Here is a 22,069-nt window from a genome sequence, read left to right as displayed (position 1 = left end):
AGGAAAATACCTGTGCCTGCGAGGCGACTACACCTCTTTTCTGCTAAATTTTTCCTCATCCTCTTCCTCACAAAGATATGTATTTTCTATACATTATGCAACTGTTATGAAGAAAAACTATCGGTTAAACAACTCGAAAGTAAATTTACATCCGATCCCGCTGAACTTCCAGTTCTCACTGCTGACGAATACTCCCACATCAAAGACATGCGTACCGATACCATAACCCACTTCCAGATATGGCTGGAGATGCGGCATAGAGAGCGCACTGATATAAAGACGTTCGTTCTGCACATAGCGGGTATATTTCATCAAATGCCGGAGAATAAGGAAAGGAGCCTCGTAAGTGAAATGTCCGCGTACATAGCGGCGGGAGGAGTTGTACCAACGTCCGTCGAGCACCTGAAACACACCACCGATTTCATCATTCCACCCTACCGGCAGATTATGACGGGCAAAATTGGCAAAGTCCACAAAGTACAGTTCATCCTGATTGGTAAACGCCCCGAAGCCGAAACGATAATAAATATTTCGCATCAGCCCCAGCTGAATCTTATGTTGAAGGTCGAATTCTATCCGTTCATATTCTCCAGTACTTTTAAATACTCCTTCTATTCCCCGTTCATAGTCCACCGAAAATGTCGGATAGTCAGAGCGGAGATTGATCTTACGCTTTCCGTTCATATAATAATAAAGCGCTGGAGTCCATTCCACCCGGATGCGCGGGGCAAAGCTGATATAGGTATTTCTGAAGCGTTCCATAAATTCCGGCGGAGGCATCGGATAGTCACCCGTAATCACAAAACGGGATTTCTCGACAGCTGTTCTCTTGTGTGCCGAGAAACCGAGGCTGATATCCAGTCCGTTGGTAATTTCAAAACTATGACGGAAGTTGAAATACAAGTCCTTGAAATAATCCAGATGGATGAGGTCGAAATTAAAGATACTGTCCGGCATCGCTTTCAGTTCGTCCAGCATCTTGCTGCTATAGATACGGTTACCATTACCCACACTCAACCGGAAAAAGCCCCGTTTCTGCGGCCAGTACTCAAAGTCGGCATTCAGCGACCAGTAGAACTCTTTCCGTGTAAAGTTATAACCCAGTTTGGGTACGATGCGGAGCCACTTGTCGCCTCTGAAAATCCGGTTGTAACGGAAATCCTGTCGGTATGATAATCCGTTGCTTCCGCTATAACTGAACAAAAGCGGATTGATAAACGGCGAGAAGCGGACACTTCCGATATTGGACAGATTGAATTTATAATCTTCCAACATCAGGTCGCCCATCGTTCCCCAGAAAGCCTGACTCTTGGTTTTCTGTTGCACCGACACGGTATCCCGCCTGTATGTATAATCTTTGTAAAGTTGCTTTTCTCCTTCACTCAAAGGGATGGGGCGTAGCACGCCGAACGTGGACGCATCTGTTTTATAGGCATTCGTATCGCACTGCAAGGAGAATGATTCCGACAGATTATACTTTTTCTTCTCTTTCTTCCGAACCTTTCTTTCTTTCAGTTCTATCGATTTATAGTCCAGCGAGGCGGTATAATTGCCGTCCACCTTATTGCCCAGGAACTTAAAAAGGGCCTCCACGTCATAACGTATCGGGAGAAATTCATCTTTCTTTCCTACTTCCCCCATCTTGATCCAGCAAGTAAACGTAATCAGTTCCGACCGTCCCGAAAAACGGATTTCACGCACGCTCCATACATTGCTGCTGACAATCATATAGCCACCCACCAACTGGTCGCTCTTGGTACGGGGAATGAAACGTATCCGGTAGTCGAGATTATTGGGATCGCCCATCACACTGTCTATCCGGTATTTGTAGTATTTCTGCCCGTTCTTGGCAAGCGGAGACAGCAAGCGTTCGTCATTCAGAAGAGAAGATGAGTAGATATTGACACTAAAATATTCAAGTAATCCCGGCAGTCCCCTGTTTCCTCTCACAGTGCCTTGTGATGCCTTAACTTTCTGGTCATAGATATTGGGAGCTGTATAATGCAGGTCACTATACGTTTCGAGCAAGTATTCACGTACCCCCTTCTGCAAGCGAAACATCGAAGGAACGTACCGGAGGATAAAATTCTTCTTCTGAATATTCATCTTACCCTTTATATATAGGTTCGCGCGATAGTCGCTCACTATACTTTCATAAGAGGGAGCAAAAGTCATGACACGCTCAATGATGGAATCAGCAGATATCTCCTGACTTGTATAAGGATTAAGAACAAGATTGGCTGCCCCCTTCGGAATAAAAGAGAACAAGCACAACATACATCCTATCAATATCTTATATTTCAATCGTCGTATCTCCTTGTTTATTGTAGGCAAATATAAAAAAGAATATCGAAAAGCAAGGGAATTAAGCTGCAAAAAAGCGTTAGCAAGGAAAATCCTTTCTCAATGCCACGCATCATATCAGTTTTCATGGACATTTTTCTACTTATTAAATCCACTTCCCAATTTCTTCAATCATTACAGTAGAATACAATAAACATTTTCTCTATAAAAAATAATATCTTCGAGTGCATGAATTAATTCGTCCGGCTATAGGCAACGTTTCGTCCGCCTATAGGCAAACGCAACGTCGACTATAGGCAAACTTGCATCCGGCTATAGGCGGACGAATTAATTTATGCACTCCAAAGTATTATTTATTGCACAAGCCGGGACTAAATTTAGTATAGGATAAAAAAACGCATATGCAAATGAACGCCTCGATGGGAAAACATTTACAGTTCCTCACCCAAATGGCTATGGACAGTACTACAATGAAGCTGCTATACAGAAACATAAACAAGCATTATATGCAGGTAGAAATACTAGTCAAACAGATGGCTGCAGAAATCGACCGACAGAAAAACAAGGACGGACAGCAGGAAATACTGGAATCCATCTCTTAATCGGTTATAATCAAAAAGTGCCGTGATGGACAAAAGGTGATTCAGAGACGAATCAATCCTATAAGGAGGGGGTATTCTTCAGAAAAATATATCATTTTCCGAAAATACCCCCTTTAAAATAGGGGTACTTTCAGAAAAAACATATATTTTTGCGCCATCAACCGATAAAAAGAAGACGATTTATGTCAAAAATGAGATTTTACGCATTACAAGAACTTTCCAACCGGAAGCCGCTGGAAGTTACTGCCCCTTCCAACAAACTCTCTGATTATTATGGTAGCCACGTATTCGACCGCAAGAAGATGCAGGAGTATCTTCCGAAGGAAGCCTATAAGGCTGTTACCGATGCAATCGAAAAAGGTACACCGATCAGCCGTGAAATAGCCGACCTGATTGCCAACGGCATGAAGAGCTGGGCCAAGTCGCTCAACGTCACCCACTACACACACTGGTTTCAGCCTCTGACAGACGGAACCGCCGAAAAGCATGACGGCTTTATCGAATTCGGCGAAGACGGCGGAGTCATTGAACGATTCTCCGGAAAACTGCTGATTCAGCAAGAACCGGACGCTTCTTCTTTCCCCAATGGCGGTATCCGTAATACATTCGAAGCTCGCGGATATACCGCATGGGACGTTTCTTCTCCGGCATTCGTAGTAGATACCACGCTCTGTATCCCTACGATTTTTATCTCTTACACAGGCGAAGCGCTGGATTACAAGACTCCGCTTCTGAAAGCACTTGCCGCCGTAGACAAAGCTGCCACGGATGTTTGCCAGCTATTCGACAAGAACGTAACACGCGTCTTTACCAACTTAGGATGGGAACAGGAATATTTCCTCGTAGACTCCTCCTTATATAATGCACGTCCCGACCTTTGTCTGACCGGACGTACCTTGATGGGACACTCTTCCGCCAAAGACCAACAGTTGGAAGACCACTATTTCGGCTCCATTCCTCCACGTGTCACCGCATTTATGAAGGAACTCGAAATCGAATGTCACAAACTGGGCATCCCTGCCAAGACCCGTCACAACGAAGTAGCTCCCAACCAGTTCGAGCTGGCTCCCATCTTCGAAAACTGCAACCTGGCAAACGACCACAACCAGCTTGTCATGGACTTGATGAAGCGTATCGCACGCAAGCATCACTTCAATGTATTGCTGCACGAAAAACCATATAGCAGCGTTAACGGCTCCGGCAAACACAATAACTGGTCGCTGTGCACCGACACCGGCATCAACCTGTTTGCCCCCGGAAAGAACCCGAAAGGCAATATGCTGTTCCTTACTTTCCTGGTAAACGTACTGATGATGGTATACAAGAACCAGGACCTGCTGCGTGCCTCCATCATGAGTGCCAGCAACAGCTACCGCCTGGGAGCGAACGAAGCTCCTCCCGCCATCCTCTCCTGCTTCCTCGGTTCACAACTCTCGGCAACCCTCGACGAAATCGTACGCCAAGTAGGAAACGAAAAGATGACACCGGAAGAAAAGACTACGCTGAAACTGGGAATCGGACGTATCCCGGAAATCTTGCTCGATACCACCGACCGCAACCGTACTTCTCCTTTCGCCTTCACCGGAAACCGCTTTGAGTTCCGTGCCGCCGGTTCTTCTTCCAACTGTGCCGCCGCCATGATCGCCATCAACGCCGCCATGGCCAACCAGTTGAACGAATTCCGCGCATCTGTGGAGAAACTGATGGAAGAAGGAGTGGGCAAAGACGAAGCTATCTTCCGCCTGCTGAAAGAAACCATCATCGCTTCCGAAGCCATCCGCTTTGAAGGCGACGGTTACTCAGAAGAATGGAGACAGGAAGCTGCCCGCCGCGGACTGACCAACATCTGCCACGTGCCGGAAGCACTGATGCACTACGTAGACAACCAGTCGAAATCGGTACTGATCGGTGAGCGCATCTTCAACGAAACCGAACTGAACAGCCGTCTCGAAGTAGAACTGGAAAAATACACCATGAAGGTACAGATCGAGGGACGCGTATTGGGCGACCTTGCCATCAACCACATCGTGCCGACGGCTGTCACCTACCAGAACCGGCTATTGGAGAATCTTTGCAAAATGAAAGAAATCTTCTCTCCCGAAGAATACGAAGTATTGAGCGCCGACCGCAAAGAGCTGATTCGCGAAATCTCACACCGAGTGACTTCCATCAAAGTATTGGTACGCGAAATGACCGAAGCCCGAAAAGTTGCCAATCACAAAGACAACTACAAAGAGAGAGCATTCGAATACGAAGAAAAAGTACGTCCTTATCTTGATAAAATCCGCGATCATATCGATCATCTGGAGATGGAGGTAGACGACGAAATATGGCCGCTACCCAAGTACAGGGAACTCTTGTTCACCAAATAAAAAGCTCCTGAAGATTGCACGAAAGAACCTGCTTTTGTGCAATCTTTTTATAGATTCGTTCATTTTCTCATTTTTTCTTTCTACTTTTGTGCTGTATAACACAGTTTTGTAGCACCCATGGTAAAAATGAACATGTCAGACATCGATATTTCGGAACCATTATCCGATTTGTTAGCTCCTTTGAATAACGAACAAAGGGAGTTTCTGATGAACAATTATACAATACAGACCTACAAAAAAAACGAAACCATCTACTGCGAAGGGGAGACTCCCTCTCATTTGATGTGTCTCATTACCGGCAAGGTCAAAATCTTCAAAGATGGTGTAGGAGGTAGAAGTCAGATTATCCGCATGATTAAACAGCGGGAATACTTTGCGTACCGTGCATACTTCGCAAAGGAAGACTTCGTAACTGCTGCCGCTGCTTTTGAACCTTCTGTTATCTGTCTCATCCCCATGACTGCCATTACCACGCTTATTGCTCAAAACAATGATTTAGCCATGTTCTTCATCCGCCAGCTTTCTATCGATCTCGGCATTTCCGACGAACGTACCGTCAGCCTGACACAGAAACATATCCGCGGACGTCTGGCAGAATCGCTAATTTTCCTCAAAGAAAGCTACGGTCTGGAAGAAGACGGGTCGACATTGAGTATTTATCTTTCCCGTGAAGACCTGGCAAATCTGTCGAACATGACCACCTCGAACGCCATCCGTACCTTATCACAGTTCGCTACGGAACGCCTGATCACCATCGACGGAAGAAAGATCAAAATCATTGAAGAAGAAAAACTCAAGAAAATAAGCAAGATAGGATAATACAGACCTTATACGATCATAAAAAGTGATCTGAAACTTTAACTGGAAGCCGATGTTCGTCACATCGGCTTTTTTATTTCTATACTATTGGAACTTATCAATTAAACAAGTACATTTGTCCTGTCAATATATTAATAACTTAACACAATTTCAGACCATGAAGAAAAGTATTTCCCTTCTTCTTTTGTCCTTACTTATGATTACCCCCAGTTGTCAGAAGCCAAAAGAAGTGACGAACGAGTACAATATCGTTCCGCAACCCAACCAGCTTGTTCCCAAAGAAGGCCGCTTCGAACTGAGTAACAAAGTCCGGCTGGTAGTTCCGTCCGATGCTCCGGAAGTTAAAAAGGTAGCCGACGGCTTTGCCGAACAACTGAAACAGACTGCCGGAATCTCTCTGAAAGAAGCCGAAAGCGTGGATGGAAAGCCTGCTATCAGTTTCGTACTACAAGAAGGTATGCCTAAAGAAGGCTACAAACTGTCTGTCACCCCTACCCTTATTACAGTTACAGCTTCCCAGCCGAACGGATTTTTCTATGGTGTACAGACTATTTATCAACTTCTTCCTCCCGCTGTTTACGGAAAAGAACTGAAGAAGAAAGCCGACTGGTCTGTTCCGGCTGTAGAGATCGAAGACGCTCCCCGCTTTGTACATCGCGGACTGATGCTGGACGTTTGCCGCCATTACGCCCCGATAGAGTATATCTACAAGTTTATCGACCTGTTGGCAATGAACAAGATGAACGTTTTCCACTGGCATCTGACGGACGATCAGGGATGGAGAATCGAAATCAAGAAATATCCGAAACTGACAGAGATAGGTTCCAAACGTGAAAAGACGCTGGTAGATTATTATTATGTGAACTATCCGCAAGTATTCGACGGAATAGAACACGGAGGATATTACACACAGGAACAGATAAAAGAAGTAGTAGCTTATGCTGCAAGCAAATATATCAATGTAATCCCCGAAATAGAAATGCCGGGGCATGCATTGGCGGCTCTGGCTGCTTACCCCGAATTGTCTTGTGATTCTACACAGACATATAAAGTATCACCTACGTGGGGCGTATTCGAACAGGTATTCTGCCCGAGCGAGACCACTTTCAAGTTCTTTGAAGGAGTCATGGATGAGGTAGTCGAATTATTTCCCAGCGAATACATTCATATCGGAGGGGACGAATGCCCCAAAACAGCTTGGAAGAACAGTGCTTTCTGTCAGCAGTTGATTCGTCAGTTAGGCTTGAAGGATGACGTGACTCCCAGCAAAGTGGACGGAATGAAGCATAGCAAGGAAGATAAACTGCAAAGTTACTTCGTTACCCGCATGGAAAAATACCTGAACGGCAAAGGACGCAATATCATCGGCTGGGACGAGATTTTGGAAGGCGGTCTGGCTCCGAACGCTACTGTCTTATCATGGCGTGGCGTTGAAGGCGGATTGAATGCAGCTAAAGCAGGACACAACGCAATCATGGCTCCCATGCCTTATGCTTATCTGGACTTCTATCAGGAAGATCCGGAAATCGCCCCGACTACCATCGGCGGATACACAACGCTGAAGAAGACTTATAGCTACAATCCTGTTCCGGATGATGCCGATGAACTAGTGAAAAAGCATATTATCGGTATGCAAGGCAACCTCTGGAGAGAATATATGAAAACTTCCGACCGGGTAGATTATCAGGCCTTCCCACGTGCAATGGCAATCGCGGAAACGGGATGGACGCTGGATGCCAACAAAAACTGGAAGAGTTTCTGCGAACGCATGGTTACGGAATTTGAGCGCCTGGAAGTCATGGATACCAAACCCTGCCTCAACTTCTTCGACGTAAACATCAATACTCATGCGGATGAAAACGGTCCGTTGATGGTATTGCTGGAAACATTCTACCCGAATGCGGAAATCAGATACACCACAGACGGCAGCGAACCGACTTACGGTTCTACGCTATATGAACAGCCTTTCGCACTTGAAGGAAATATCGACCTGAAAGCTGCCGCCTTCAAAGACGGCAAGATACTGGGCAAAGTCACCAACAAGCCATTGTATGGCAATCTGCTGGCGGGAAAACCATTTACCGTCAATTATACAATGGGATGGACAGGGGATATTTTCGGCGACAATGATGTACTGGGAGCTGACAAAACAACTTTTGGTCTGACAAATGGAAAGAGAGGTAACAATGCTTCTTACACTCCGTGGTCCAGTTTCGCAATCGTAGAAGGTAAAGACCTGGAATTCATCGTCCATCTGGACAAACCGACGGAAGTAAGAAAAGTGGTCTTCGGCTCCTTGTTTAATCCTGCCATGAGAATGCTCCCCGCCGGAGGAGTTGCCGTAGAAGTATCTGCCGACGGTCAGCAATATACTCAGATAGCCGAAAAGGCCTTGAAGCATGATTGTCCGGAAACGGGAAGAATCGCATTCACCGACTCTATCGAATTCGAACCGACACAAGCCACTTTCCTGAAAGTAAAAATCAAGAATGGCGGTACCTTGCGTAATGGCGTCAATTTCGAAAAGAACAACGGCCCGGAAGTCATTCCTGCCGAATTGTGGATAGACGAAATCGAAGCATATTAATGCCTGTGAGATAACAAAAAACGGTGGACATTCAGCTTGTTGCTCATGTCCACCGTTTTTTTATCGATTCAGTTCTTATTTATTCCATGCAAAGCATTCCGCCTTACTTCATCTTTAAATAATTCCCTTTGCAGAGAGATAACGTTCCGCTTCGATAGCAGCCTTACAGCCACTTCCCGCTGCTGTAATAGCCTGACGATAATGCGGATCAGCCACATCTCCCGCTGCGAATACTCCGGGAATTTTCGTACGGGGGCTGTCACCATCTGTAATAATGTAACCCACTTCGTCAGTATCGATATACTCCTTGAAGATATCCGAATTCGGTTTGTGACCGATAGCCAGGAAGAAGCCGTCGATCGGCAGGCTGTAACGTTCTTCGTCCGATTCGCCCCAACGCTTCACGACATTCATACCTTCTACGCCGTTGTCGCCAAACAAGCCGACTACATTGTGTTCAAAAAGAACTTCAATCTTCTCATGCTTCTGCACACGCTCCTGCATAATCTTCGATGCACGCAGGTAAGGTTTGCGAACCACCAGATATACTTTGGATGCCAGACCAGCCAGATAGATCGCTTCCTCACAGGCTGTATCTCCACCGCCCACCACTGCAACGACTTTCTTCCGGTAGAAGAAACCGTCACAAGTAGCACAAGCGCTAACTCCCATTCCGGCGTATTTCTTTTCGTCTTCCAGTCCCAGGTATTTGGCCGTAGCACCGGTAGAAATGATCAATGCTTCCGTTTCAATCACCTTATCACCGTCAATCGTTATTTTATAAGGAGCTTTGCTCAAATCTGCCGCTGTAGCAATACCGAAACGGACGTCTGTTCCGAAACGGCTGGCTTGCGCACGCAAATCTTCCATCAACTGCGGACCACTGATTCCTTCCGGATAACCGGGGAAGTTCTCCACATCCGTAGTAGTCGTCAACTGACCACCGGGTTGCAATCCTTCATAAAGCACCGGACAAAGGTTAGCACGTCCTGCATAGATCGCTGCCGTATATCCGGCAGGCCCTGAGCCTATAATCAGGCATTTTACTTTTTCTATTTCTGCCATTTTATTGTTATATTATTGTTTTATATTCCAACTATCTCATCTCTTACTCAAAAGAACATCCTATCGTAAGTCTATCACTTCCGCAGTGGGGTATGCCTTCCGGTCGAAAGTGAAAACATGATCCGCATAATCCAGTCCGATCTGATAAGCTGTCACGGTAATCTCATTACGCGTTTTCTGACCACGTTGCTGAAGCTGAATGTAAACCGGTTCATACGTACTCTTTGTCACATAAAGCGTAATACTTTCCAACTCTTGCTTTTTATCATTAGCAGTCAGAATCACTTCCCAAACAGCTTTACCCTGATATACCTTCACAGTTCCCAGCTTATAAGAGAATCCTTTCTGATACATATAAAGAAAGGTATACGGATTGATTTGCTGCAACTCTTCCTGAGTAGGATTGCTGACATTCACTTCATCATTTCTCACCATGTAACTCCACTGTGTTTTCCCGTCAAACCAAGTGGTTGTCTCGGAGGTCTTCAGCATAAACTTCTCGCCTTTCAACTGGATGATACCATTCTCACGTCCTTCCAGATGACCGTCATTGACAGCCTTCAAGGTAAAATCAGCCCTTACACCACCTGCCTTCTTAAATGCTTCGGCTGTCTTCTCCAGAACAACTTTAGCCTGCGACTGCTGTTGTTGAGCAATCACAGGCAGTGACAGTAAAGCTATTAAAACACTAAAAATGTATTTTCTCATTTGATTAATAAACGATCTGTTATTGTAAATTGTTCAAACGCATTTCAAGATCATTATCGTCGATGCAGAGTACATCACGAGCCTTGCTTCCCTGTGTGGGTCCGACGATTCCCGCCTTTTCAAGCTGATCCATGATACGTCCGGCACGATTGTAACCAATAGCAAATTTACGTTGAATTAACGAAGTGGAACCTTGCTGATGGATGACCACCAAGCGTGCCGCATCTTCAAATAACGGGTCGAGACGTCCCATATCAATGTCGCCCACTTCACTACCGCTGTCTTCGCTCACATACTCGGGCAGGAAGAACGGAGTTGGATAACTCTGCTGACGGGCAATAAACTTCGTGATTTCCTCCACTTCCGGCGTATCGATAAAGGCACACTGCACACGTACCGGATCAGCACCTTGCAGGAAGAGCATATCTCCCTTACCAATCAGGCGGTTTGCCCCCGGACGGTCAAGAATCGTACGGGAGTCCATCATAGCAGATACACGGAACGCAATACGTGCCGGGAAGTTCGCCTTGATCGTACCTGTAATGATATTCGTTGTCGGACGCTGCGTAGCGATAATCATGTGAATACCGACCGCACGTGCCAACTGCGCAATACGGGCAATAGGAAGTTCCACTTCCTTACCGGCAGTCATGATCAAATCTCCGAACTCGTCGATTACCACCACAATATACGGCATAAACTTATGTCCTTTCTCCGGATTGAGGCGGCGGTTGATAAACTTCTCATTATACTCCTTGACATTACGTACATGAGCCATCTTCAAGAGGTCATAGCGTGTATCCATTTCCACACAAACAGAATTCAGCGTTTGCACTACCTTGGTCACGTCCGTAATAATCGGTTCGCCTCCGTCGGGAAGTTTGGCCAGAAAATGGTTTTCAATGACGGAGTAAATGCTGAACTCCACCTTCTTCGGGTCAACCAGTACAAATTTCAATTCAGCCGGATGCTTCTTATATAATAAGGAAGTAATGATTGCATTCAAGCCGACAGACTTACCCTGCCCGGTAGCACCTGCCACCAACACGTGCGGCATCTTGCAAAGGTCGAACATGAACACTTCGTTCGTGATCGTCTTACCCAGTACAATCGGTAAGTCAAACTTGGACTCCTGGAACTTCTTACTTCCAATCACGCTCTGACCGGATACAATCTTCGGATTCTTATTCGGAACTTCAATACCGATGGTTCCCTTACCCGGTATCGGAGCAATAATACGGATACCATCCGCTGACAAACTCAGGGCGATATCATCCTCCAGGCCCCGGATCTTCGAGATACGCACACCCTGTTCAGGGGTAATTTCATAAAGAGTCACCGTAGGACCTACCGTAGCTTTGATCGTACTGATTTCAATGCCAAAGCTGCGCAATGTATTAATGATACGGTCTTTATTCGCATTCTGCTCGTCCATGTCAATCGTCGGATCGTCATTCTCAAAATGCTTCATCAAGTCGATTGTCGGGAAACGGTAATTTTCCAGATCCTTCATCGGATTATAAGGTTCTTGCTCCGGACCCTGATATTCTTCTTCGGACGTAGCTGTCTCTACCTGGAACCCGGGTTCATCCTCACCCGGCAATTCATCCTGAGCAGCAGGAGGAACCACATCGCTTACGGTCGGTTCAAAGACCATAGTCACCCCTTCCGCCTCATCAGCAGAAGGAAGTTCGTCGTCCGGTTCCGGTGTGTTGACCGGAGATTCTTCTTTCGGTTCTTCTGCCTGTATATCCATCACGGGAGCAGGAGGAGGTGTTTGCTTATAAGTACGTTTCAGATTAAACTCCACTTCCTGCGGTTGCGAGGTCGTGAACTCCTGTGTTCCTTCTTCTGCTGTCTCTTTTTCCTCTTCTTTCTTCTGACGTTTGAGGAAACTCAGAGCAAAAAGTTTGCGCAACCAGATTATCGTCCGTGCACTTATGTAGATAAAGAAACAGACTGCCGTTATCAGCAGGATCATCCATACTCCGGGAACTCCCACCTGCGAAACCAGCCAGCGGCTTACATTGTAACCGTGCATACCTCCCAGATAAATGAAAGAATCCTGATAATGATCCATCAAAGCGAAACCGAAGAATACGGAGAACCAAATCAATAATAATGTACAACCGATAAACCATTTCCACAGACGGACAATGCGCACCCGCATCAGCTTCAATCCTGCCACCGCCAAAAAGACAAGGATAAAGAAAGAAGATATTCCAAAACAGTCATTTATCAGATAACTAGCCAACTGTGCTCCGCGAGATCCAGCATAGTTTTTTACATTGTTATTAACCGCCGCAAGGTCTGCCGAGTTGCCGCTGTCGATAATACTTTGGTCGGCTGCCCCCGTAAAGAAGAAGGAAGAAAAAGCCAACAAAAGATAAACAGAAAAGATTACCAGCATCAATCCGATCACAAAATGAACGGTTTCATTCTTAAAAATTGATACAATCCTTCCAGGAGAAGACGGAGTGCGTTCAGCCTCCTTATCTATTTTCTTTTTTGCCATGAGTCTTTATTCTTTAAATAAATTGGAATCCGTATTATAAGCCGCAAAAATAATAAAAAAATAACGAGCAGTACTCTCATTCAATCCTTTTTCTTACCTTTGCGATTCAAATCAATCTGATTATGGAAAAAGAAAGCCAAACGATATTTGAAAAGAATGTGATCGAGTTCGTAACGGTAGCCGCCGAATTTTGCGCATTCCTCGAACGTGCTGAACACATGAAGCGCAAAGCTTTTGTCGACACGTCCTTAAAAATACTTCCCCTGCTCTATCTCAAAGCATCCTTGCTTCCGAAGTGTGAAACGATTGGAGACGAGGCACCCGAAACGTATGTAACAGAGGAAATCTACGAGATTCTGCGCATCAATCTGGCAGGGCTGATGGGTGAAAAGGATGATTATCTGGACGTTTTCGTACAGGATATGGTGTACAGTGACCAGCCTATCAAGAAGTCCATCTCGGAAGATTTGGCAGATATCTATCAGGATATCAAAGATTTTATTTTCGTTTTCCAGCTGGGACTGAACGAAACCATGAACGACTCGCTGGCCATCTGTCAGGAAAACTTCGGTCTGCTGTGGGGACAGAAGTTGGTAAACACTCTGCGTGCCCTTCACGATGTGAAGTATAACCAGCAGAATGAGAATGACGAAGAAGACAACGAGGAAGAGAATAACGAACTAAGCGATGACGACTATTGTTGTGAAGAAGACGGTTGTCACTGCCACGACGACGAATGTCATTGTCATGAGGACGGTTGCCATTGTCGTAATGACGAATAAACAAAAATGATAGTAAGAAGAAGTATAAATAAAGACGAACTAAAGGAACTCCCGAAAACTGTATTTCCGGGACGAATCCATGTGATCCAGTCGGAAGCGGAAACAGAAAAAGCAGTAGCTTACCTGCAATCTCAGCCGATACTGGGTATCGATAGCGAAACGCGCCCATCCTTCACCAAAGGACAAAGTCATAAAGTAGCACTTCTGCAGATTTCTTCAGACGAATGCTGTTTCCTGTTCCGCCTCAATATGACCGGACTCACCCAACCTTTGGTCGACCTGCTGGAAAATCCGGCTGTTATCAAAGTAGGACTGTCGCTCAAAGACGACTTTATGATGCTGCACAAACGTGCACCTTTTACCCAACAGAGCTGCATCGAACTGCAAGACTATGTACGCCAGTTCGGCATACAGGACAAAAGTCTGCAAAAGATTTATGCAATCCTGTTCAAAGAAAAGATTTCCAAATCACAACGGCTGTCCAACTGGGAAGCGGACGTACTGAGCGACGGACAGAAACAATATGCCGCTACCGATGCCTGGGCTTGCCTCAACATCTACAACCTGTTGCAGGAACTGAAACGAACCGGCAACTACGAGGTCGAAAGCCTCCCTGTAGAAGAAGAGGTTGACGCAAATGCTCCCGCCAATCGCTGACAAATGACCGATAAAAGACTAATTAATAACTGATAAAATAGCATTTTAAACAACATGCATAAAGTATACCTCAAACCCGGCAAAGAAGAGTCTTTAAAAAGATTTCATCCCTGGATTTTCTCCGGAGCAATCGCTCGTTTCGATGGAGAACCCGAAGAAGGTGAAGTTGTAGAAGTATACACTTCGAAGAAGGAATTTATAGCCGAAGGACATTTCCAGATCGGAAGTATCGCCGTACGTGTGCTCTCTTTCCGTCAGGAACCCATCGACCACGATTTCTGGAAACGTAAACTGCAAATTGCCTATGATATGCGTTGTGGAATCGGTATCGCAGTCAATCCCACCAATGACACCTACCGTCTTGTACACGGTGAGGGAGACAATCTGCCTGGGCTGGTCATTGACATTTATGCCCGGACTGCCGTCATGCAGGCGCACTCCGCAGGAATGCATGTAGACCGCATGACTATCGCCGAAGCCCTGTCGGAAGTAATGGGTGACAAGATCGAAAATATCTATTATAAATCGGAGACTACACTGCCTTTTAAGGCAGATCTTTTTCCCGAAAACGGTTTCCTTAAAGGAGGAAGCAGCGATAATATCGCACGGGAATACGGCCTGAAGTTCCATGTAGACTGGCTGAAAGGCCAAAAGACAGGATTCTTCGTAGACCAACGCGAAAACCGTTCACTGCTGGAGCATTATTCTAAAGACCGTTCGGTACTGAATATGTTCTGCTACACCGGCGGTTTCTCCTTCTACGCTATGCGTGGAGGTGCAAAGCTGGTACATTCCGTTGACAGTTCTGCCAAAGCAATCGATCTGACTAACAAAAACGTAGAACTGAATTTCCCCGGCGATGCGCGTCACGAAGCTTTCGCCGAAGATGCTTTCAAATACCTTGACCGCATGGGCGACCAATACGATTTGATAATCCTCGACCCGCCTGCATTTGCCAAGCATAAGGATGCTTTGCGGAATGCCTTGCAAGGTTACCGGAAACTGAATGCCAAAGCATTCGAAAAGATCAAACCGGGCGGCATCCTGTTTACTTTCTCCTGCTCTCAGGTGGTAACCAAGGATAATTTCCGCACAGCTGTGTTTACCGCTGCTGCTATGTCAGGACGTAGTGTACGTATCCTACACCAACTAACCCAGCCTGCCGACCACCCGGTAAATATATACCATCCCGAAGGAGAATACCTGAAAGGGCTGGTACTCTATGTAGAGTAATATATGTCATAAACACCATGAACTTGCATAAACAAGGGGTGAATAAAAGAAAAATAATAGTTTCAAAGTTAATTAGAGTTAACAAATAGAAGTTTTTCGGCAAATCATTATGTTCTATAACATAAAACCCTTTATATTTGCACTGTGTTTTTCATGGTATTAGATTTAAGGTTAATAAAGATTGGCTGTCTGGGATAGATAGCCTTCTTTTTTTATATGCCTATCCACCCTCTTTTTAACAGTAATTCTTCACTATTCTTCGCATTTATGGCTTTTTTATCCCCTTTTTATCGATTAACTTGTCCACCCAATCAACGAAAATATTATATTTGCATCTATTATTAACGTAAAAAGAGAAACACAAATTAGAAAAGTCATGAGTATAAAAGTTCGTTTGATCATTATGAACTTCCTGCAATTCTTTGTATGGGGGTCATGGTTAATTTCACTAGGGGGTTACATGGGCAGAGAACTCCACTTCGAAGGAGGACAGATCGGTGCCATCTTCGCCACCATGGGTATTGCCTCTTTAGTCATGCCCGGCATCATTGGTATTATCGCCGATAAATGGTTCAATGCCGAACGTTTATACGGACTTTGCCACATCGCAGGGGCAGCTTGTCTTTTCTATGCCTCTACCGTTACGAATTATGACCAGATGTATTGGGCTATGCTACTCAATTTATTGGTATATATGCCTACCCTGTCACTGGCCAATACCGTTTCATACAATGCACTGGAACAATATAAATGCGACCTGATCAAGGACTTCCCTCCTATCCGTGTATGGGGAACGATTGGTTTTATCTGCGCCATGTGGGCAGTAGACCTTACCGGATTCAAGAATTCCAGCGCACAACTTTATGTAGGCGGTGCATCCGCACTCTTGCTGGGTTTATACTCTTTCACCCTGCCGGCATGCAAACCGGCCAAGACAGAAAAGAAAACATTACTTTCTTCCTTCGGACTGGATGCATTCGTATTATTCAAAAGAAAGAAAATGGCTATTTTCTTCCTGTTCTCCATGCTTTTAGGAGCAGCATTGCAGATCACCAACACGTATGGTGACCTTTTCCTCGGGAGCTTCGCCAGTATTCCGGAGTTTGCAGATTCTTTCGGAGTAAAACATTCGGTGATCCTGCTGTCTATTTCTCAAATGTCTGAAACATTATTTATTCTCGCTATACCATTCTTCCTGAGACATTTCGGCATCAAGCAAGTGATGCTGATCAGTATGTTCGCCTGGGTATTCCGGTTCGGGCTGTTTGGCTTCGGAGATCCGGGTTCCGGTCTGTGGATGCTGATTCTTTCCATGATCGTGTATGGTATGGCGTTCGACTTCTTCAACATTTCAGGTTCGTTGTTTGTTGAACAAGAAACCAGTTCCTCCATCCGTGCCAGTGCCCAGGGGTTGTTCTTTATGATGACCAACGGGTTGGGTGCCATCATCGGAGGATATGCCAGCGGTGCTGTCGTAGACGCATTCTCAGTATATGCTGATGGCAAACTAGTGAGCCGTGAATGGCCGGACATCTGGTTTATCTTTGCGGCGTATGCACTGGTGATCGGCATCCTGTTTGCTCTGGTATTCAAGTACAAACACCAACGAGAGAATAAAGTAAATTAAGTAAAAAAGAACAATGGACAAAAAAGTAGAATTACAAGTTTTAAATATCACAAATAGCCAAGCGCAAGTAGGCGCTTTTGCCCTACTGTTGGGTGAAGTGAACGGTGAACGGCAACTGCCTATCATCATAGGTCCCGCTGAAGCTCAGGCAACCGCCCTGTATATGAAGGGGGTCAAAACTCCCCGCCCTCTGACACACGACCTGTTCATGACCATTATCGGCGTATTAGGAGCTAGTTTGCTCCGCGTATTGATCTACAAGGCGAAGGACGGTATTTTCTATTCCTACATTTACCTTAAAAAAGACGAAGAAATTATACGTATCGATACACGTACCTCGGATGCTGTCGGTATGGCAATCCGTGCTGAATGTCCGATCCTCATTTATGAATCCATTCTGGAACAGGAATGCCTTCGGATATCGAACGAGGAAAGAAGACATCCTGAAGAGTCTGATGAAGAATCGGAAGACGAAAAGAAACGGGATCTGCCTCGCAACGTTACTTCGATGTCACTCGAAGAAGCATTGGAGCAAGCAATCAAAGACGAGAATTACGAACTGGCTGCCAAGATACGCGACCGGATCAATTCAAGAAATCAAAACCAGTAACCAATTATGCACGTATTTTATACTCCCGATATACAGAAAAACAACGAACTTCCGGAAGAGGAAGCACAACACTGTACCCGCGTCCTGCGGTTGGGTATCGGAGACGAAATCACTCTTACGGACGGTAAGGGACATTTCTATAAAGCAGAAATCACGGTTGCAACCAACAAGCGTTGCCTTGTAGCCATCAAAGAAACAATCTTTCAGGAACCGCTCTGGCCGTGTCATCTGCACATTGCCATGGCGCCGACCAAAAATATGGACCGCAATGAATGGTTTGCCGAGAAAGCTACGGAAATCGGATTTGACGAACTGACTTTTCTCAACTGCCGTTTTTCCGAACGCAAGGTGATTAAAGCCGAACGGATCGAAAAGATTCTGATATCAGCCATCAAGCAATCTCTTAAGGCTCGCCTGCCGAAACTCAACGAAATGACGGACTTCGACAAGTTCATCGCACAAGAGTTTCAAGGACAGAAATTTATTGCTCACTGTTACGAAGGTGAAAAGCCTCAGCTGAAAAATGTGTTGAAAGCCGGAGAAGATGCTCTCGTTCTGATCGGTCCCGAAGGAGACTTCAGCGAAGAGGAAGTGAAGAAAGCCATCGAACGCGGATTCACTCCCATCAGCCTGGGTAAATCACGGCTTCGGACAGAGACAGCGGCACTCGTGGCTTGCCACACAATGAACTTATTGAATCAATAATAACTTTTAAATAGTATGAGTATGGCAAAGAAAATGATCTCACGGCTCTCGGTACTGGCAGTACTGATTGTGTTTCTGGCAGCATGTTCCAAACAAACGGAATATACGAACGTAATACCGGCAGACGCTACGGCTGTTGCCTCTATTGATTTGAAATCACTGGCCAACAAAGCCGGAATGAATGACAAAGAGAATGAAGCTGCTAAACAGAAACTGCTGGAAGCAATGAAGAGTGGGATGAATGCCGCCACTTTCCAACAGTTGGAGAAGGTGATCAACAACCCGGGAGCATCCGGTCTGGATCCGGAAGCGCCGATCTATATCTTTAGCTCTCCGCAGATTTCCGGTGGTGCATTCGTTGCCAAAGTCAGCAATGAAGATGACTTGCACGCCTCCCTTGATGTGATGGCAAAAGAACAAATCTGCCAGCCGGTTAGCGAAGCGGACGGATATAGCTTTACTACCCTGAGCGGCAACTTGCTTGCTTTCAATGAAACCACTGCAATCATTATCTCTGCCAGCAGAACTTCTCAGACAGAAGCAGCCAAAGAAGCCATCACCAAACTGATGAAACAGACGGCCGACAACAGCATTGCGAAATCCGGAGCTTTCCAGAAAATAGCCAAGCAAAAGAGTGATATCAACTTCTTCGCCTCCATGTCAGCAATCCCTTCTACTTACAGAAGCCAGATTAGCATGGGACTTCCCGCTGAAATCAAACCGGAAGACATTACCATCCTAGGTGAACTGAACTTCGAAAAAGGCAAGATCGCCCTTAAAACAGAAAACTACACGGAGAACGACGCCGTCAAAGCGCTTCTGAAAAAACAAATGGAATCATTCGGAAAGACAAACGGCACATTCGTGAAATACTTTCCGGCATCTACGCTGATGTTCATCAATATGGGCGTAAAAGGAGACGGACTTTACAATCTGCTGAGTGAGAATAAAGAATTCCGCAGCACCGTGTCTATCGCCAAAGCGGATGAAGTAAAAGAACTGTTCAGCTCATTCAACGGCGATATCTCTGCCGGACTGATCAATGTAACCATGAACAGCGCCCCTACTTTCCTTGCTTATGCCGATGTAAAGAATGGAAATGCTCTTGAAGCTCTTTACAAGAACAAACAGGCACTGGGCATGAGAAAAGGAGAAGACATCATGGAACTGGGCAAAGACGAGTATGTCTACAAAACAAGAGGCATGAATATATTTTTCGGCATCAAGGACAACCAGATGTACGCCACCAATGACGAACTGCTCTACAAGAGCATTGGCAAAGCGGTTGACAAATCGATCAAAGACGCTCCTTACGCAGCAGATATGAAAGGCAAGACCGTATTTATGGCCATCAATGCTGAAGCCATACTGGATTTACCGGTCGTAAAGATGCTGGTAGGTTTCGGAGGCAAGGAGTTCAAGACTTATTCTGATCTCGCTTCCAAAGTTTCTTATTTATCCGTAAGTTCGGAAGGAGAAACAAGCGAAACAGACCTTTGCCTGAAAGACAAAGATGTCAATGCCCTCAAACAAATCGTAGATTTTGCCAAGCAATTCGCCGGCATGTAATTCGTAAATGAACGGCATGAATAGTATTCACTTACAGCAAACACTTCCCCAAGTGTTTGCTGACCGTAATTCGGTGACCTCTGATGTATGGCATCAGGACCTTATCTTCCGAAAAGGAGAAATGTATCTGATAGAAGCCGCCTCAGGCACCGGAAAATCATCGTTGTGCAGCTATCTTTACGGCTATCGCAACGACTATCAAGGAATTATCAATTTCGATGAAACCAATATCAAAGCATATTCCGTGAAGCAATGGGTAGACCTGAGAAAGCATTCACTGAGTATGCTTTTTCAAGACTTGCGTATCTTCACCGAACTCACAGCGCTAGAAAACGTACAACTGAAGAATAACCTTACCGGACACAAAAAGAAAAAAGAGATTCTTGCATTGTTCGAAAAGCTGGGTATCTCAGATAAGCTGAACGTGAAAGCCGGAAAACTTTCTTTCGGCCAACAACAACGGGTTGCTTTTATCCGTGCATTCTGCCAGCCGTTCGACTTCCTGTTTCTGGATGAACCTATCAGCCATCTGGATGATGAAAACAGCCGCATCATGGGAGAAATCATCATCGACGAAGCCGGGAAACAAGGTGCCGGAGTCATCGCCACGTCCATTGGCAAACATATCGAACTGCCATACAAGAAGGTGCTCCAACTATAACAGAATCAGCGTCATCCGCGCCTAAAAATATAAAAATACAACATAATGAATACCCTTGTCTGGAAACTTCTCCGCCAACATATCAGTATCGGTCAGTTAGCCGGTTTCTTTTTAGCCAACTTATTCGGCATGATGATTGTATTGCTCAGCGTACAGTTTTATAAAGATGTCATCCCCGTATTCACCGAAGGAGACAGCTTTATGAAAAAAGACTTCATCATAGCAACCAAGAAAATCAGTGCGCTCGGGTCTTTTGCCGGAAAAAGCAATACGTTCTCTCCCGATGACATCGCCGATCTGAAAAAACAGTCGTTTACCAAAACAATAGGAGCTTTCACCCCTTCTCAATTCAAAGTTTCAGCAGGATTAGGAATGCAGGAAGCAGGTATTCATCTCTCTACGGATATGTTCTTCGAGTCAGTTCCCGATGAATTTGTAGATATCAAACTCGACAAATGGCACTTTGACGAAGAAACACATACCATCCCCATCATCATCCCACGCAATTATCTGAATCTGTATAACTTCGGTTTTGCTCAAAGCCGCAGTCTGCCTAAGTTATCAGAAGGATTGATGGGACTTATTCAGATGGACATCATGATGCGGGGCAACGGACGGGTAGAACAATACAAGGGAAACATCGTCGGTTTTTCCAACCGTCTGAATACGATTCTCGTTCCGCAGTCTTTCATGAACTGGGCAAACAAGAACTTCGCCCCCGACGCGGAGGCACAACCTGCCCGACTGATCATCGAGGTCAGCAATCCCGCCGACTCTTCGATTGCCAGCTATTTTCAAAAGAAAGGCTACGAGACGGAAGACGGGAAACTGGATGCCGGAAAGACTACTTATTTCCTTCGCCTTATCGTAGGCATTGTGCTGGGAGTAGGTTTATTCATCAGTATCCTGTCATTCTATATCCTGATGCTCAGTATATTCTTACTGCTCCAAAAGAATACAACCAAACTCGAAAGCCTGCTTCTGATAGGCTACAGCCCCAACAGAGTGGCGCTGCCTTATCAGATACTGACCGTAGGACTGAACATCATCGTACTGATTTTATCTGTCGGATTGGTATGCTGGCTGCGCAGCTATTACATAGAGAGTATCAGACTCCTCTTCCCGCAACTGGAAACCGGTTCGTTATGGGCAGCTGTCAGTATGGGTATTCTTTTATTCCTCATCGTATCAGTCATTAATATACTGGCTGTGAAGCGAAAAGTTCTTTCTATCTGGATGCATAAAAATTAAAA

General features: G+C 45.4%; 16 protein-coding genes and 1 pseudogene. 13 read left to right on the top strand and 4 right to left on the bottom strand.

From position 1 onward, the window contains the following. Window positions 1-117: 117 nt before the first annotated feature. Window positions 118-2,277 (bottom strand): DUF5686 family protein, encoded by a 2,160-nt coding sequence (locus KTR07_RS02390; RefSeq protein WP_217315191.1) that lies wholly within the window; start codon window positions 2,275-2,277, stop codon window positions 118-120. 416 nt (window positions 2,278-2,693) lie between these two features. On the opposite strand from KTR07_RS02390, the pseudogene KTR07_RS02385 reads away from it, so the two are divergent. The 4 genes and pseudogenes from KTR07_RS02385 to KTR07_RS02370 form a co-directional block, all read left to right on the top strand. Then, window positions 2,694-2,906 (top strand): annotated as a pseudogene (locus tag KTR07_RS02385) (hypothetical protein); the annotation flags it as partial. Window positions 2,907-3,088: 182 nt separating this feature from the next. Next, entirely contained in the window at window positions 3,089-5,278 is a 2,190-nt protein-coding gene (locus KTR07_RS02380) for a glutamine synthetase III (protein ID WP_022471551.1), read from the top strand. Window positions 5,279-5,395: 117 nt separating this feature from the next. Continuing rightward, window positions 5,396-6,097: a Crp/Fnr family transcriptional regulator gene (locus KTR07_RS02375; RefSeq protein WP_008760011.1), complete on the top strand. Its 702-nt coding sequence runs from the start codon at window positions 5,396-5,398 to the stop codon at window positions 6,095-6,097. Between the two features lie 157 nt (window positions 6,098-6,254). Then, window positions 6,255-8,684, top strand: coding sequence for a beta-N-acetylhexosaminidase (locus tag KTR07_RS02370; RefSeq protein WP_048696852.1), 2,430 nt, complete (start codon window positions 6,255-6,257; stop codon window positions 8,682-8,684). A gap of 114 nt (window positions 8,685-8,798) precedes the next feature. Here the strand turns inward: KTR07_RS02370 and trxB are convergent, their stop codons facing one another. The 3 genes from trxB to KTR07_RS02355 are packed head-to-tail and all read right to left on the bottom strand — an operon-like array spanning window position 8,799 to window position 12,972. Continuing rightward, window positions 8,799-9,749, bottom strand: coding sequence for a thioredoxin-disulfide reductase (gene trxB, locus KTR07_RS02365; protein ID WP_008760009.1), 951 nt, complete (start codon window positions 9,747-9,749; stop codon window positions 8,799-8,801). 60 nt (window positions 9,750-9,809) lie between these two features. After that, entirely contained in the window at window positions 9,810-10,457 is a 648-nt protein-coding gene (locus KTR07_RS02360; RefSeq protein ID WP_048696855.1) for a LolA-like putative outer membrane lipoprotein chaperone, read from the bottom strand. A gap of 19 nt (window positions 10,458-10,476) precedes the next feature. Beyond that, the gene (locus KTR07_RS02355) at window positions 10,477-12,972 is read right to left on the bottom strand and encodes a DNA translocase FtsK (RefSeq protein ID WP_048696857.1); all 2,496 of its coding nucleotides are present in this window, start codon (window positions 12,970-12,972) and stop codon (window positions 10,477-10,479) included. A 122-nt stretch (window positions 12,973-13,094) separates the two neighbouring features. Here KTR07_RS02355 and KTR07_RS02350 point away from each other — a divergent pair, with 122 nt between their 5' ends. The 9 genes from KTR07_RS02350 (at window position 13,095) to KTR07_RS02310 (ending at window position 22,067) form a co-directional block, all read left to right on the top strand. Then, a complete protein-coding gene (locus KTR07_RS02350; protein WP_008764503.1) occupies window positions 13,095-13,754 on the top strand; it encodes a DUF5063 domain-containing protein in 660 nt (219 codons plus the stop codon). A 6-nt stretch (window positions 13,755-13,760) separates the two neighbouring features. Then, window positions 13,761-14,411: a 3'-5' exonuclease gene (locus tag KTR07_RS02345; RefSeq protein ID WP_008760005.1), complete on the top strand. Its 651-nt coding sequence runs from the start codon at window positions 13,761-13,763 to the stop codon at window positions 14,409-14,411. Between the two features lie 54 nt (window positions 14,412-14,465). Then, on the top strand, window positions 14,466-15,644 hold the full coding sequence (locus KTR07_RS02340) for a class I SAM-dependent rRNA methyltransferase (protein WP_008760004.1): 1,179 nt from the start codon (window positions 14,466-14,468) through the stop codon (window positions 15,642-15,644). A gap of 376 nt (window positions 15,645-16,020) precedes the next feature. Next, complete coding sequence (locus tag KTR07_RS02335; protein ID WP_008760003.1) at window positions 16,021-17,271, top strand: nucleoside permease; 1,251 nt, start codon at window positions 16,021-16,023, stop codon at window positions 17,269-17,271. Between the two features lie 13 nt (window positions 17,272-17,284). Beyond that, window positions 17,285-17,881: a bifunctional nuclease family protein gene (locus tag KTR07_RS02330; RefSeq protein ID WP_113748724.1), complete on the top strand. Its 597-nt coding sequence runs from the start codon at window positions 17,285-17,287 to the stop codon at window positions 17,879-17,881. A 6-nt stretch (window positions 17,882-17,887) separates the two neighbouring features. Next, window positions 17,888-18,586, top strand: coding sequence for a 16S rRNA (uracil(1498)-N(3))-methyltransferase (locus KTR07_RS02325; RefSeq protein WP_113748725.1), 699 nt, complete (start codon window positions 17,888-17,890; stop codon window positions 18,584-18,586). A gap of 21 nt (window positions 18,587-18,607) precedes the next feature. Next, window positions 18,608-20,155, top strand: coding sequence for a DUF4836 family protein (locus KTR07_RS02320; protein WP_113748932.1), 1,548 nt, complete (start codon window positions 18,608-18,610; stop codon window positions 20,153-20,155). Window positions 20,156-20,171: 16 nt separating this feature from the next. Continuing rightward, window positions 20,172-20,816: an ATP-binding cassette domain-containing protein gene (locus KTR07_RS02315; RefSeq protein ID WP_165938061.1), complete on the top strand. Its 645-nt coding sequence runs from the start codon at window positions 20,172-20,174 to the stop codon at window positions 20,814-20,816. Between the two features lie 45 nt (window positions 20,817-20,861). Further along, complete coding sequence (locus tag KTR07_RS02310) at window positions 20,862-22,067, top strand: ABC transporter permease (RefSeq protein ID WP_113748727.1); 1,206 nt, start codon at window positions 20,862-20,864, stop codon at window positions 22,065-22,067. Window positions 22,068-22,069: the final 2 nt, after the last annotated feature.

This window comes from Bacteroides sp. MSK.20.82 (assembly GCF_019052485.1).
Lineage (GTDB): Bacteria > Bacteroidota > Bacteroidia > Bacteroidales > Bacteroidaceae > Bacteroides > Bacteroides thetaiotaomicron.
Note: the sequence above shows the minus strand (reverse complement) of the source record. Positions and strands in the feature narration are given on the sequence as shown.

Bases quoted from the DNA above. Each gene is read 5' to 3' on its own strand.
- KTR07_RS02355 (WP_048696857.1), bottom strand. From the start codon at position 12,972: ATGGCAAAAAAGAAAATAGATAAGGAGGCTGAACGCACTCCGTCTTCT.
- KTR07_RS02325 (WP_113748725.1), top strand. From the start codon at position 17,888: ATGCACGTATTTTATACTCCCGATATACAGAAAAACAACGAACTTCCG.
- KTR07_RS02380 (WP_022471551.1), top strand. From the start codon at position 3,089: ATGTCAAAAATGAGATTTTACGCATTACAAGAACTTTCCAACCGGAAG.
- KTR07_RS02360 (WP_048696855.1), bottom strand. From the start codon at position 10,457: ATGAGAAAATACATTTTTAGTGTTTTAATAGCTTTACTGTCACTGCCT.
- KTR07_RS02335 (WP_008760003.1), top strand. From the start codon at position 16,021: ATGAGTATAAAAGTTCGTTTGATCATTATGAACTTCCTGCAATTCTTT.
- KTR07_RS02370 (WP_048696852.1), top strand. From the start codon at position 6,255: ATGAAGAAAAGTATTTCCCTTCTTCTTTTGTCCTTACTTATGATTACC.
- KTR07_RS02345 (WP_008760005.1), top strand. From the start codon at position 13,761: ATGATAGTAAGAAGAAGTATAAATAAAGACGAACTAAAGGAACTCCCG.
- trxB (WP_008760009.1), bottom strand. From the start codon at position 9,749: ATGGCAGAAATAGAAAAAGTAAAATGCCTGATTATAGGCTCAGGGCCT.
- KTR07_RS02330 (WP_113748724.1), top strand. From the start codon at position 17,285: ATGGACAAAAAAGTAGAATTACAAGTTTTAAATATCACAAATAGCCAA.
- KTR07_RS02310 (WP_113748727.1), top strand. From the start codon at position 20,862: ATGAATACCCTTGTCTGGAAACTTCTCCGCCAACATATCAGTATCGGT.
- KTR07_RS02320 (WP_113748932.1), top strand. From the start codon at position 18,608: ATGGCAAAGAAAATGATCTCACGGCTCTCGGTACTGGCAGTACTGATT.
- KTR07_RS02315 (WP_165938061.1), top strand. From the start codon at position 20,172: ATGAATAGTATTCACTTACAGCAAACACTTCCCCAAGTGTTTGCTGAC.
- KTR07_RS02375 (WP_008760011.1), top strand. From the start codon at position 5,396: ATGGTAAAAATGAACATGTCAGACATCGATATTTCGGAACCATTATCC.
- KTR07_RS02350 (WP_008764503.1), top strand. From the start codon at position 13,095: ATGGAAAAAGAAAGCCAAACGATATTTGAAAAGAATGTGATCGAGTTC.
- KTR07_RS02340 (WP_008760004.1), top strand. From the start codon at position 14,466: ATGCATAAAGTATACCTCAAACCCGGCAAAGAAGAGTCTTTAAAAAGA.
- KTR07_RS02390 (WP_217315191.1), bottom strand. From the start codon at position 2,277: ATGTTGTGCTTGTTCTCTTTTATTCCGAAGGGGGCAGCCAATCTTGTT.